The 13,289-nt window shown below is 65.2% G+C and carries 13 protein-coding genes and 1 pseudogene; 7 read left to right on the plus strand and 7 right to left on the minus strand.

Going from position 1 to position 13,289, the window contains the following annotated elements:
• Positions 1-619: pseudogene (locus VGH68_RS14165) on the plus strand (aldose 1-epimerase); the annotation flags it as partial.
• 147 nt (positions 620-766) lie between these two features.
• On the plus strand, positions 767-1,582 hold the full coding sequence (gene pyrF, locus VGH68_RS14170; protein WP_331604272.1) for an orotidine-5'-phosphate decarboxylase: 816 nt from the start codon (positions 767-769) through the stop codon (positions 1,580-1,582).
• 52 nt (positions 1,583-1,634) lie between these two features.
• Here pyrF and VGH68_RS14175 read toward each other — a convergent pair whose 3' ends face one another.
• From VGH68_RS14175 to thiL, 4 genes are all read right to left on the minus strand, one after another.
• A complete protein-coding gene (locus tag VGH68_RS14175; RefSeq protein WP_331604273.1) occupies positions 1,635-2,159 on the minus strand; it encodes a cupin domain-containing protein in 525 nt (174 codons plus the stop codon).
• 45 nt (positions 2,160-2,204) lie between these two features.
• On the minus strand, positions 2,205-2,705 hold the full coding sequence (locus VGH68_RS14180; RefSeq protein WP_331604274.1) for a CinA family protein: 501 nt from the start codon (positions 2,703-2,705) through the stop codon (positions 2,205-2,207).
• Between the two features lie 69 nt (positions 2,706-2,774).
• Complete coding sequence (locus VGH68_RS14185) at positions 2,775-3,350, minus strand: phosphatidylglycerophosphatase A (protein ID WP_331604275.1); 576 nt, start codon at positions 3,348-3,350, stop codon at positions 2,775-2,777.
• Positions 3,340-4,365: a thiamine-phosphate kinase gene (thiL, locus tag VGH68_RS14190; RefSeq protein ID WP_331604276.1), complete on the minus strand. Its 1,026-nt coding sequence runs from the start codon at positions 4,363-4,365 to the stop codon at positions 3,340-3,342. The genes VGH68_RS14185 and thiL overlap by 11 nt, the downstream gene beginning before the upstream one ends.
• Positions 4,366-4,492: 127 nt before the next feature.
• Between thiL and VGH68_RS14195 the strand changes: the two genes are divergently transcribed.
• The 3 genes from VGH68_RS14195 to VGH68_RS14205 all read left to right on the plus strand — a co-directional run bounded on the left by VGH68_RS14195 (position 4,493) and on the right by VGH68_RS14205 (position 8,246).
• The gene (locus VGH68_RS14195) at positions 4,493-6,832 is read left to right on the plus strand and encodes an NADP-dependent malic enzyme (RefSeq protein WP_331604277.1); all 2,340 of its coding nucleotides are present in this window, start codon (positions 4,493-4,495) and stop codon (positions 6,830-6,832) included.
• A gap of 423 nt (positions 6,833-7,255) precedes the next feature.
• Positions 7,256-7,669 carry a ribonuclease gene (locus VGH68_RS14200; protein ID WP_331604278.1) on the plus strand — a complete coding sequence of 138 codons (414 nt, stop codon included), beginning with the start codon at positions 7,256-7,258 and terminating at the stop codon, positions 7,667-7,669.
• A 16-nt stretch (positions 7,670-7,685) separates the two neighbouring features.
• A complete protein-coding gene (locus VGH68_RS14205; protein ID WP_331604279.1) occupies positions 7,686-8,246 on the plus strand; it encodes a barstar family protein in 561 nt (186 codons plus the stop codon).
• Between the two features lie 151 nt (positions 8,247-8,397).
• Here VGH68_RS14205 and VGH68_RS14210 read toward each other — a convergent pair whose 3' ends face one another.
• The 3 genes from VGH68_RS14210 to speE all read right to left on the minus strand — a co-directional run bounded on the left by VGH68_RS14210 (position 8,398) and on the right by speE (position 10,602).
• Entirely contained in the window at positions 8,398-9,138 is a 741-nt protein-coding gene (locus VGH68_RS14210; protein ID WP_331604280.1) for a 16S rRNA (uracil(1498)-N(3))-methyltransferase, read from the minus strand.
• Between the two features lie 19 nt (positions 9,139-9,157).
• The gene (locus tag VGH68_RS14215; protein ID WP_331604281.1) at positions 9,158-9,571 is read right to left on the minus strand and encodes a VOC family protein; all 414 of its coding nucleotides are present in this window, start codon (positions 9,569-9,571) and stop codon (positions 9,158-9,160) included.
• A gap of 158 nt (positions 9,572-9,729) precedes the next feature.
• The gene (gene speE, locus VGH68_RS14220) at positions 9,730-10,602 is read right to left on the minus strand and encodes a polyamine aminopropyltransferase (protein WP_331604282.1); all 873 of its coding nucleotides are present in this window, start codon (positions 10,600-10,602) and stop codon (positions 9,730-9,732) included.
• A 286-nt stretch (positions 10,603-10,888) separates the two neighbouring features.
• Between speE and tkt the strand changes: the two genes are divergently transcribed.
• A complete protein-coding gene (gene tkt, locus VGH68_RS14225; protein WP_331604283.1) occupies positions 10,889-12,910 on the plus strand; it encodes a transketolase in 2,022 nt (673 codons plus the stop codon).
• 107 nt (positions 12,911-13,017) lie between these two features.
• On the plus strand, positions 13,018-13,289 hold a 272-nt coding region (locus VGH68_RS14230; RefSeq protein ID WP_331604284.1), incomplete at its 3' end, for a glyceraldehyde 3-phosphate dehydrogenase NAD-binding domain-containing protein.

Here is a 13,289-nt window from a genome sequence, read left to right on the forward strand (position 1 = left end):
CGAAGCGGACCGCGAGCACGTGCGGCTCGCGCTCGATCGCAGCGACGGCAAGCCGTACGCGTTCCGCGCGACGCAAACCTACACGCTCGACGGCGCGACGCTCGTCATCGCGCTCGAAATCGAAAACGCCGGGCGCGAGACGCTGCCATTCGGGCTCGGCGTGCATCCGTTCTTCGTGCGCGACGCTGACACCGAGCTGTCGGCGGCGGCCGGCGGCCTGTGGCTGTCGGGCGACGACTGGCTGCCGGTGCGCCACGTGCCGGCACCGCCCGCGTGGCAGTTCGGCGTTGCGTATCCGTTGCCGGAGACGATCGTCAATCACGCGTTCACCGGCTGGAGCGGCCAGGCGGCGGTGGTGTGGCCGAAGCGCCGGCTGTCGCTGAACATTTGCGCCGATACCGACTATTACGTGCTCTATACGCCGCCGGGCGAAGACTTCTTCTGCTTCGAGCCGGTCGATCATCCGATCAACGCGATGAACCTCGCCGGTGGCGCGTGCGAAAACGGCATGACGTTGCTCAAGCGCGGCGAGCGTCTCACGCGGACGTTCCGGTTCACCGTCGAGCGCACCGGCTTGCGGTCGATGCCGGGGGCGCGAGGCGGGCGGCGCAAGCAGTAGTAACTCGTGGTGTGGCGGCGGTACCGGCGAACGCGGCGCGAAGTCCGCGGCGACCCTTTCATTGCCTTTCCGGACGGGAACGGGCGTCACGTACGGGCAGGTAGAATACGCGCCACTTCCGACTACCGGCTCGCCGCGAGACACACCATGTCCAATTTCATCCAGACACTCAACGACGCGTGGCAGCGTACCAATTCTCTGCTATGTGTGGGGCTCGACCCCGAGCCGAGCAAATTTCCCAGCGCGCTCGCGGGGCGCGCCGACGCGATTTTCGAGTTCTGCCGCACGATCGTCGATGCGACCGCGCCGTATGCGTCGGCGTTCAAGCCACAGATCGCCTACTTCGCCGCGCATCGCGCGGAAGATCAGCTCGAGCAGTTGATCGCTCACGTCCACGCACACCACCCGGGCCTGCCGGTGATCCTCGACGCGAAGCGCGGCGACATCGGCAGCACCGCCGAGCAGTACGCGCGCGAAGCGTTCGAGCGCTATCAGGCCGACGCGGTGACGGTCAATCCGTACATGGGTTTCGATTCGATCGAGCCGTATCTCGAGCATCAAGGCAAGGGCGTCATTGTCCTGTGCCGGACGTCGAACATCGGCGGCTCCGATCTGCAGTTCCTCGAGACGGGCGGGCGCCCGCTCTATCAGGTCGTCGCGCACCTGGCGGCCCACAAGTGGAACGCGAGCGGCCAGCTCGGGCTCGTGGTCGGCGCGACCTTCCCGAAGGAAATCGAAGTGGTACGCGGGATCGTCGGCGATATGCCGCTGCTGATTCCGGGCATCGGCGCGCAAGGCGGCGACGTCCAGGCGACCGTGACCGCTGGCCGAACCGCGAACGGCACCGGCATGCTGATCAACTCGTCGCGCGCGATCATCTACGCGGGCAAGGGCGAGGACTTCGGCGACGCGGCCAGGCAGGCCGCGAAGGAAACGCGCGACAGGATCAACGCGTTCCGCTGAGGTTCCGCTGAAGTTCCGCTGAAACAACCGTGCGTGAGCTCCGCAAGCGCTGCTAGCGCACCGGCCGCAGCCGCTCGATCAACGCCGCATGCCCGGGATCGCGCGTCTTCAGCGCATCGGCGTCCGCGAGTTCGAATTCGCTGAATTCGAACCCCGGCGCCACGGTGCAGCCGACCAGCGCGAACGACGCCGGATCGGCGCACTCCGCCGCGAACCACAAGCCCGCCGGCACGACCGCCTGATAGACGGTGCCGGGATGCGTGAGCGGATTGCCGAGCCGGTGCGTGACGAGCGCGCCGCCCGCGCCGCCGTTTTCATCGAGCACGTGCACGTGCAGCGGACCGCCGGCATAGAAATGCCATACCTCGTCGGAGCGGATTCGATGCCATGCCGAATGCGCGCCGTCGCATAGCAGGTAATAAATCGCGGTCGACGCCGCGCGCGCGGCTGTGGTCTCGCCATCGCGCTGCACGCGGGCGGCCGAACGATACGTTTCCGAGAAATAACCGCCTTCAGGATGTGGCTTCAGATCGAAGCGGCGGATCAGTTCGTCCGCGATCGAGCGCGAGTCCGGCATGTATCGCCTACCAGAGTGGGAGCAGGTTGGGGGAGCTGATGCGCGTCAATGCTCGCGTTCGTCCAGCAGCGCGAGCAGGCCGCGCAATGCATGAGCGGCGGCCTGCACGCGAATCTGCTCGCGGTCGCCCTTGAAGATCTTCGTTTCCACCGACGTATGCAGCCGGTTGCTCCAGCCGAACGAGACCATGCCAACCGGCTTGGTTTCGGTGCCTCCGCCTGGTCCGGCGACGCCGGTGATCGATAGCGACACCTGCGCGCGGCTGTTGCGCAGCGCGCCTTCGGCCATCGCGCGGGCGACCGGTTCGCTGACCGCGCCGTGCTTGTCGATCAGATCGGCCGGCACGCCGATCATTTCGCTCTTCGCCTGGTTCGAATACGTGACGAAGCCGCGCTCGAACCAGCCGCTGCTGCCGGAAATGTCGGTGATCGCGGTCGCGACCATGCCGCCCGTGCACGATTCGGCGGTCACGAGCATCAAACGCTCGTCGCGCAGACGGTTGCTCACGCGGATCGCAAGCTGATGAACGACGGAATCGGTAGGCATGGCGTCAATCCGTAAAACGGGGCCGGCCGCGAGGCACGGCAAAGAGCGATGGCCCGGCGGCGAACGAAATTACACCGACATGCGCCACAGCGCGATCACGAGCAACGTAAAGAATGCGGCGACCAGGTCATCGAACATGATGCCGAAGCCACCTTTCAGACGGCGGTCGAAATAGCCGATCGGCGGCGGCTTCACCATGTCGAAGAAGCGAAATGTGATGAACGCCCACAACTGGCCGGTGAGCGTGGCGGGCGTAACCATCAGCAGCACGAGCCAGAATGCGACGATCTCGTCCCAGACGATCGCCGACGGATCGTCGATGCCGAGCCGCTTCGCGGTAAAGCCGCACAGCGCGATGCCGCTGATAAAGCCGGCCGCGATCAGCACGCCCCATCCGGTCACCGTCAGATAGCGGTTCAGCACCACGAACGACGCCCACGCGAACAGCGTGCCGACCGTCCCCGGCGCGAGCGGCGACAGGCCGCTGCCGAAACCGAGCGACAGGATATGCGCGGGATGCGACAGCATGAAGCGCGCGCTCACGCGGCGCGGCTGCCGTGGTTTGGGCGTGCGAGGTCCGGACGGCGGGGGCGGCTGCACGCCGATGAAATCGTCGGCGGGGCCGAGCGAAGGGTCATTCCGCATGGAAGTGGTCGAAACCTTGCAACGTCAGAGTGAGCGGCGCGCCGGCGGCATTGCGCCAGGCGATGGCGGGGCGGCCGCTGGCCGCCCCGAGTGCGCTTATTGTACCGATGCGCGTGACAGGCACGGCTGCGTGATGCGCGGCGTTTTGCACCGCGGCGCGCGCCGCGGCGGGTGCGGTAAAGCACAACTCATAGTCGTCGCCGCCGGCCAACGTGCAGCGCTGCTGGATCGCGGGCGCAAGGCGGCGCAGCGCGTCCGAGCGCGGCACCGCGTCCACGTCGACGCTCGCGCGCACCGACGAGCGCTCGAGGATATGCAGCAGGTCACCGGCGAGCCCGTCCGATAGATCGAGCGCCGCATGCGCGATCCCGCGCAATGCGAGGCCGAGCGCGATGCGCGGTTCCGGGCGCTCCAGCGCAGCCCGGAAAGTGACGGCATCGGCGGCATCGGCGGTCCATTCGCCGCGTTGCACGCCGAGACCGGCGCGCGCGTCGCCGAGCGTGCCGGACACCCAGATGTCGTCGCCGGGCTGCGCGGCATCGCGGCGCAGCGCCATCCGCGGCGGCACGCTGCCGAACACCGTGATGCAAAGATTGAGCGGGCCGCCCGTCGTATCGCCGCCGATCAGTTCGCAATCGTGGCGTTCGGCCAGCGCGAAAAGGCCATCGCTAAACGCGGCGAGCCATGCTTCGTCGGCTTTCGGCAGCGAAAACGCCAGCGTGAACGCCTGCGGCCGCGCGCCCATCGCGGCGAGGTCCGACAGGTTGACCGCGAGTGCTTTATGGCCGAGCGCTTCGGGATCGACGTCGGCGAAAAAGTGGCGGCCTTGCACCAGCATGTCGGTCGAAATGGCCAGCATCTCGCCGGCGCGTGGCGCGAGCAGCGCGCAATCGTCGCCGATGCCGAGCGTATCGCCCGCTGCGTTGCCAGGCGGATTGCCCGGCGTATTGACGGGGCGTGCCGTGGCGGCGCGGCGGGCGAAGAAGCGGTCGATTAGCGAAAACTCGGAGAGCATGATGGCGAGCGATGAGCGGCGACGAAGGGAGGGGGGAGCGCAACCAGCCCGCAGCGGGTTTTCACCCTGTTTCTGTCGCGGCTGTTGTACCCGTATTGAAGGAATCGCTCAGGCAATTGGGGCTACAATGCCGTCGAACGTCTATTCTAATCTGCACTTCGAAGCCCGCCTTATGTCGACTCCCGTCAATACCAAACTCCGCGAAGCCGCTCTCGATTACCACGAGTTCCCGACTCCCGGCAAGATCGCGATCGCCCCGACCAAGCAGATGATCAACCAGCGCGACCTCGCTCTGGCGTATTCGCCGGGCGTCGCGTTCGCGTGCGAAGAGATCGTCGAGAACCCGCTGAACGCCGCGCGCTTCACCGCGCGCAGCAATCTGGTCGGCGTCGTCACGAACGGTACCGCGGTGCTGGGCCTGGGCAATATCGGGCCGCTCGCGTCGAAGCCGGTCATGGAAGGCAAGGCCGTGCTGTTCAAGAAGTTCGCCGGCATCGACGTGTTCGATATCGAAATCAACGAAACCGATCCGCACAAGCTCGTCGACGTGATCGCCGCGCTCGAACCGACTTTCGGCGGCATCAACCTCGAAGACATCAAGGCGCCGGACTGCTTCATCGTCGAACGCGAATGCCGCAAGCGCATGAAGATCCCGGTCTTCCACGACGACCAGCACGGCACCGCGATCGTCGTCGCGGCGGCGATCACCAACGGTCTGAAAGTAGTCGGCAAGGACATCAAGAACGTCAAGCTGGTGTCTTCCGGCGCGGGCGCGGCGGCGCTGGCCTGTCTGGACCTGCTGGTCGACATCGGTCTGCCGCTCGAAAACATCACCGTGACCGACCTCGCCGGCGTGGTCTACAAGGGCCGCGTCGAACTGATGGACCCGGACAAGGAGCGCTTCGCGCGTGAAACCGACGCCCGCACGCTGGCCGAAGCGATCGGCGGCGCGGACGTGTTTCTCGGCCTGTCGGCCGGCGGCGTGCTCAAGCAGGACATGGTCAAGCAGATGGCCGACAAGCCGCTGATCCTCGCGCTCGCGAACCCGACGCCGGAAATCCTGCCGGAACTGGCGCTCGAAGTGCGCCCGGATGCGGTGCTCTGCACGGGCCGCACGGACTACCCGAACCAGGTGAACAACGTGCTGGTGTTCCCGTTCCTGTTCCGCGGCGCGCTCGACGCGGGCGCGACGACGGTGACGCGTGAAATGGAGATCGCTGCGGTCAACGCTATCGCCGAACTGGCGCGCCAGGAGCAGAGCGACATCGTCGCCACCGCATACGGCATCCAGGATCTGTCGTTCGGGCCGGAATACCTGATTCCCAAGCCTTTCGATCCGCGTCTGATCGTCAAGGTCGCGCCGGCGGTGGCGAAGGCCGCGATGGATTCGGGCGTCGCCGAACGTCCGATCGAGGACATGGACGCGTACGAGCAGCATCTGCAGCAGTTCGTCTATCACAGCGGCACGACGATGAAACCGATCTTCCAGCTCGCGCGCAGCGTCGAGCCGGAGAAGAAGCGCATCGTGTTCGCGGAGGGCGAGGAAGAGCGCGTGCTGCGCGCGATGCAGATCATCGTCGATGAAAAACTCGCGAAGCCGATCCTGATCGGCCGCCCGGCGGTGATCGAACAGCGAATCGCGCGCTTTGGTCTGCGGCTCGTCGCCGGCCAGGACTACATGATCGTGAACACCGATCATGACGAACGTTACCGCGACTTCTGGAAGGAGTACGCGAAGATGATGTCCCGCAAGGGCATCACCGAGCAGATGGCGAAGCTGGAAATGCGCCGCCGCACCACGCTGATCGGCTCGATGATGGTGAAGAAGGGCGAAGCCGACGGGATGATTTGCGGCACGGTCAGCACGACGCACCGTCATCTGCACTTTATCGACCAGGTGATCGGCAAGAAGAAAGGCGCGAAGGTGTACGCGGCGATGAACGCGCTGGTGCTGCCGAACCGGCAGATTTTCCTCGTCGACACGCACGTGAACGTCGATCCGACGCCAGAGCAACTGGCCGAGATCACGATCATGGCAGCCGAGGAAGTGCGCCGCTTCGGCATCGAGCCGAAGATTGCACTGGTTTCGCATTCGAACTTCGGATCGAGCAATGCGGCCACCGCGCAGAAGATGCGCGACACGCTCGAACTTTTGCATGAACGCGCGCCCGACCTGCAAGTTGACGGCGAGATGCATGGCGATGTGGCGCTTGATGCGAATTTGCGCCGCGAAGTGCTGCCCGATTCGACGCTCGAAGGCGATGCGAACCTGCTGGTGCTGCCGAATATCGACGCAGCCAACATCTCGTACAACCTGCTCAAGACAGCGGCGGGCAACAACATCGCGATCGGCCCGATCCTGCTTGGCGCGGCGCAGCCCGTGCACGTGCTGACGCCGTCGGCGACGGTTCGCCGTATCGTCAACATGACCGCGCTGCTGGTAGCGGACGTGAGCGCAACCCGCTAAGCGGCCAGCCGGTTCGGAGCCAGCGGTGGGTCGCGCCGATGGCTCACGCCCGGCAGAAGAAAAAAACGGCGTGCCCGCAATGGGCACGCCTCAGGGCAAGCTGGGGATAGCCGGCCCCGAAAAAGGGCAATGACACGGCCTTGCGGCCGCGGCAGTTCCAAGGCTCTCAACCGCACGAGGAAAACGTAGGCCGGCGACCGCTAAACCGCCTGCTTTCCGCCTGTGTTCGCACGGTTGAGCTAAGTTTAGCCCGGTCGGGCTCAATATTTTGTCAAATGTCGTCAAGGCTCCAGCCATCGGCTTTTCCGGCCATGTGGCCGGGATCGCTATCCCGTCGAACGTTGATTCGAAAGGCTAATAGCGATACCCTTACGTCTTTCATGGTCGTCGAACTCGTGATCTGATAGCGGGGAAACCTGATACATGGCACGCATGTGGCTGCGTATAAAAGGCGTGCTGATCGGTGCCACCGCGCTGTGCGCGTTGTCCGGTTCCGCGACTGACGCAATTGCGCGAGCTCACACGGCGCCTGCGGAGGCGAATGCGCAACTGGGCACGGTCGCACTCGCGCAGTTGCCGCGCGAGGCCGTCGATACGTTGAACCTGATAGCCGCCGGCGGGCCTTACCTGTATCAGAAGGACGGCATCGTATTCGGCAATTACGAACGGATGCTACCCGCCCATCGGCGCGGTTATTACCACGAATACACCGTTCCCACGCCTCACGCGCGCAATCGCGGGGCGCGCCGCATCGTCTGCGGAGGTCCGCTACAGCGAACCGACAATTGTTACTACTCGGACGACCACTACACCAGTTTTAACCATATTGTTGAATGACATCGGGATGAACGGCATGAGCGACAACATCTACGCGCACGATTCGGGAGTCGCGACGGATCTTTTCGCGGCCGGCGACGGCAATTTGTTCCAACGCGTCATGAAGATGCGCGCCGGCGAGCAGGGTCGCGACACTCACAGCGAGGCGGGCGCGGTGGTTTCATCGAACGAGGAGCCCATGAGTCTTTTCAGGACCGTGAGACCGAACATCGTGCAATCGATCCGCGCGTTCCGCGTACAGGATCTCGCCGACGAGGCTAACCGGCTCGGCCAGCACTTTTTGTATGCCTATTGCGCGAACGCGGCGTCCAAGCAGGAAGTGCTGGAGACGATCGCGACCTCCTTCCTGTTCCCCAAGCATTTCGGCAAGAACTACGACGCGCTTTACGACTGTCTGACCGATCTCGTGCATAAAGCGGGCGCGCAACCGGGCTTCGTGATCGTGCTCGAACAGCTGCCGGTCGCGCAAAAATTCGACAAGGAAGGCCGCGAGACGCTGCTCGACGTGTTCCGCGAGGCAGCGGAATTCTGGGCCGAGCGCAAGGTGGCATTCCGGGTGTTTTATTCGTTTGCCTGACTTTCGTCTGTCCAGACGCTGCCGCCATGATCGGTCGTAAATCGCGGTATACATGGCAAAGGCCCGCCAACTGGCGGGCCTTTGCATTTGGCGCGGTCGTCTGCGGTTTCAGGCGCGCGGCTCGGATTGCCTGCGCTGAACGCAAACCTGCTTACCAGCCGCCCCAGCGTGCCGCGAGCGCCGCTAGTACCGCGATCCCCGCCGTTTCGGTGCGCAAAATCCGTGGCCCAAGACCGACGGCGTTAAATCCCTGCTCGACGGCTGCGGCTTCCTCGTCCGCGGATAGCCCACCTTCGGGGCCGATCAATACCGTCACCCCGCCTTGCGGCGGCGCTTCTGGCAATGCCGAAAAGCTGATGCTCGCGCGCGGTGACAGCAACAGGCGCAACTCGCCCGGCTCCGGTTCGCGCGGCAGCGCGTCGAGCCATGCGCCGATGTCCTGCACCGGCATCACGTCCGCCAATCGATTGCGCCCGCATTGCTCGCACGACGCCCGTACCACCCCTTGCCAGTGCTGCTGCCGCCGTTGCGCGCGCTCGCCCGCGAGCCGCACCACACTGCGGGCCGTCGTGAGCGGCACGAAGGCCGACGCGCCGAGCTCGACCGCCTTCTCGATCAGCCAGTCCATCTTGTCGCCGCCCGCGATACCTTGCGCGAGCGTGAGCCGATACGGCGGCTCGAGTTCGACCGGCCGGAATTCGCGAATCTTCACGCGGGCCGAGCGGCGCTCGACGTCGACGAGTTCGGCGCTGTATTCGCCGCCGTCGCCGTTGAACAGCGCGATTGAATCGCCAGGCTGCAAACGCAGTACCAGCACGTGGCGCACGACGTCATCGGGCAGAGTGAGCACGTCATCGGGATAAAGCGATGTGGCGACGAAAAAACGGGGCATCGACGAAATAGTCATTGACTCAGGAAAGGTGGCGCGCGAGCGCCCAGCGATAGCCGTCGATATCTTCGACCTGCGCGAAGCGGTCGCCCCAGAACTGGTCCTGCGGCTCGCTCAATGATTTCGCGCCGGCCGCCAGCGCCCGCGCATAAACGGCGTCGACGTCCTCGACATAGAGATAGAACGATTGCGGCGCGACGATGCCCGCGTTCTTCGGCGTTTTCGCGGTCGAGCCGAACGCGCCTTCGGGCGCGAACATCACGATCAACTGATCCTGATACGTCATCTCGACGTGCATCACGACGCCGTCGTCCTGCACGCTGTCGCGCACGTCGAAACCGAACGCCGCCGAGAAGAACGCCATCGACGCACGTGCGTCGCGGACCGTCAGATAGGGGGTGAGCCAAGGCACACCGGCGGGGCGGGGGGCGGTCATGCAATTCTCCGGATCTCGATGGTTGGCGGGACACGTGCCGCGAAGCGCGACTGGCGGCGTGCCGGCTTCGACAAGCCGAGCCGGCTCGCGGCCCGGCGAACACACACACAGGGCAACGCCGGCATCGATCGGACCGATTCGTACAAGGTACCCACGCGTCAACTGGATGGCGTCAGCCAGGGGCTCAGTTTATCGCGCACCGCCCGCGATGCGGAGAACAGTGCCGCGTGCAAGGCCGGCTCGTAATGCCGCAGCGACGCGATGCCCCGCGCGGCGACGCGTTCGGCGAGCGTGTCAGCGCTGAGCGCGGCGGCGTCGAGCGTGTCGCTGGCGATGGCCATCATCCACAGCGAGCCGTAGAGCGGGACGAAGGTGCTCATCGTGCGTACGTGGGTGAACGCGACGCGCAGATCGGCGAGCAGCTCGGCCACGCGCTGCGCGTGAAAGTACGGCGAGCCGAGATGTAGCGACAGCGCGGCGTCACTGCGCAGCACGCGTTTGAGCCGCGCGTAGAACGCTGGTGTGTAAAGGCTGGCGGCCGGTGAATCCGGCGGTGTCAAGTCGAAGACGACGAGGTCGAACGTCGCCGTGGCGGCCGCCGCGACGTAATGCGCCGCATCGCCGATCACGAGTTCGACGCGCGGATCGTCGAATGCACCGCCATGCACGTCCGGCAGATGCTCGCGTGTGACGCGCACGACCTCGGCATCGAGCTCCGCCACGACGATCCGTTCGATGCCCGGATGCTTCAGCAACTGCCGGGCAGCGCCGCCGTCGCCGCCGCCGAGCACGAGCGCCGCCCGCGGCGCCGGGTGCGCGAGCGCGGCCGGGTGCACCATGCATTCGTGGTAGATGAACTCGTCGCCGGCGGAGGTCATCGGCCGGCCGTCGAGTGTGAACAGCCGGCCCAGCTGCGGCGTATCCCATATCTCGATCGTCTGATAAGGCGACTGAACACGCTCGACCAGGCGCGCGTGAGCAAAGCCGTAGACGGCATCGGGACTCGGCTCGAACAACAGGGGAGCATTCACGGCGGACGGCCTTCGTGGAGAGCGTGGCGGGGCAGCTGAGCGAATTGTAATGCGGCCGCGCGTCCACGCCCGGCCCCTTGCGGGAGCGTGCGTTGAACCACACGGCCAGACGGCTTGCCGGCCGGATGCGGGTTAACGTTCTGTTAGAATGTGACGCTTTCAGCCTTGTCCGTTTGCTCTGCCCGTTTCGCGTCTTCTGGCGCCGCATCGTGCGCCGTAGCGAACACGTTGCCGAGCTTCCGGGCCTCACGCGCCCCGCTTTCTGACTTTGTCTCCGGACTCGACAATGACGACCCCGTCTCCCGCACCCAATTCCCTGATGGCTAACGCGATCCGCGCGTTGGCCATGGACGCCGTTCAAAAGGCGAACTCCGGCCACCCCGGCATGCCGATGGGCATGGCCGAAATCGGCGTCGCACTGTGGTCGCGTCATCTGCGCCATAACCCGAAGAACCCGCAGTGGGCCGATCGCGACCGCTTTGTGCTGTCGAACGGTCATGGCTCGATGCTGCTGTATTCGCTGCTGCATCTGACCGGCTACGCGCTGCCGATCGAAGAGCTGAAGAACTTCCGCCAGCTGCATTCGAAGACGCCGGGTCACCCGGAGTACGGCATCACCCCGGGCGTCGAGACGACCACCGGCCCGCTCGGCCAGGGTCTCGCGAACGCGGTCGGGATGGCGCTCGCCGAGTCGCTGCTCGCCACCGAATTCAACAAGCCCGATGCGAAGATCGTCGACCACCACACCTACGTGTTCGTCGGTGACGGCTGCCTGATGGAGGGCATTTCGCATGAGGCGTGCTCGCTCGCTGGCGTGCTGAAGCTGAACAAGCTGATCGCGTTCTACGACGACAACGGCATCTCGATCGACGGCGAAGTGGTGCACTGGTTCCACGACGACACGCCGAAGCGCTTCGCAGCGTACGGCTGGAACGTGATCCCGAACGTGGTCGGTCACGACGTCGACGCGGTCGACGCGGCGATCAAACAGGCCAAGCAGTCGGAAAAGCCGACGCTGATCTGCTGCAAGACGGTGATCGGCGAAGGCGCGCCGACCAAGGCCGGTAGCCACGATTCGCACGGCGCGCCGCTCGGCGACAAGGAAATCGCGGCAACTCGCGAGGCGATCGGCTGGAAGTGGGAGCCGTTCGTGATTCCGCAGGAGGTCTACGCGGCATGGGATGCGAAGGAAGCGGGCGCGCGTTTCGAAGCGGACTGGGATAAGGCGTTCGCGGCGTACGCCGCAAAGTATCCGCAGGAAGCGGCCGAGTTCAAGCGCCGCAGCGACAAGCAACTGCCGGCCGACTGGAAGGAGAAGGCTCGCGCGATCATCGCCGGCGCGAACGAGCGCGCCGAAACCGTCGCGACGCGCAAGGCATCGCAGCAGGCAATCGAAGCGCTGTCGGCCGTGCTGCCCGAGTTGCTCGGCGGCTCCGCCGACCTGACCGGCTCGAACCTGACCAACTGGAAGGCCGCCAGGCCGGTGCGCGTGAATGCCGAAGGCCGCGCCGCCGGCAACTACGTGAACTACGGCGTGCGCGAATTCGGCATGAGCGCCGCGATCAACGGGCTCGCGCTGCACGGCGGTTTCAAGGCATTCGGCGGCACCTTCCTGACGTTCTCCGACTACAGCCGCAACGCGCTGCGCGTCGCCGCGCTGATGAAGTCGCAGTCGATCTTCGTGTTCACGCACGACTCGATCGGGCTCGGCGAAGATGGCCCGACCCACCAGTCGATCGAACACGTCGCGAGCCTGCGTTTGATTCCGAATCTGCAGACGTGGCGTCCGGCCGACACGGTCGAAACCGCGGTGGCGTGGACCCACGCGATTGAACATCACGGTCCGTCGTGCCTGATCTTCAGCCGTCAGAACCTGCAGTTCAACGAGCGCACCGACGCGCAGATCGCCAACATCGAAAAGGGCGGCTATGTGCTGCGCGACTGGGACGAAGAAATCGTCGCGCGCAAGATCATCCTGATCGCCACCGGCTCGGAGGTCGAACTGGCGATGAAGGCCGTCGAGCCGCTCGCGCGCGAGGGCATCGCCGCACGCGTGGTGTCGATGCCGTCGACGACCGTGTTCGACACGCAGGACGCCGATTACCGCGAGCGTGTGCTGCCGCACGGCGTGCGCCGCGTCGCGATCGAAGCGGGCGTGTCGGATTTCTGGCGCAAGTACGTGGGTCTCGAAGGCGGCGTGGTCGGTATCGACACGTTCGGCGAATCGGCCCCGGCAGGCGTGCTGTTCAAGCATTTCGGCTTCACCGTCGAGCACGTGGTCGAGACGGTGAAGGCCGCACTCGGCTGATCAGGCCCAGGCGTTGCCGCCCGCGCCCGCGTGGCGTTGCGGCATTCGGGCAACGCCGCCGGTCAGGTGAACGGAAAGGGATTTTTTTAGCCATCAGGAGATAGATCATGACGATTCGCGTCGCAATCAACGGCTATGGCCGGATCGGCCGCAATACCCTGCGCGCCTTCTACGAAAACGGCAAGAAGCACGATATCGAAATCGTCGCCATCAACGATCTGGGCGATGCAAAAACCAACGCCCACCTTACGCAGTACGACACCGCGCACGGCAAGTTCCCGGGTGACGTGTCGGTGGACGGCGACTACCTCGTCGTGAACGGCGACAAGATCCGCGTGCTGGCGAACCGCAACCCGGCCGAACTGCCGTGGGGCGAGCT

Origin of the sequence: Paraburkholderia sp. (assembly GCF_036488505.1) — a bacterium.
In the GTDB taxonomy this organism is placed as follows: Bacteria; Pseudomonadota; Gammaproteobacteria; order Burkholderiales; family Burkholderiaceae; genus Paraburkholderia.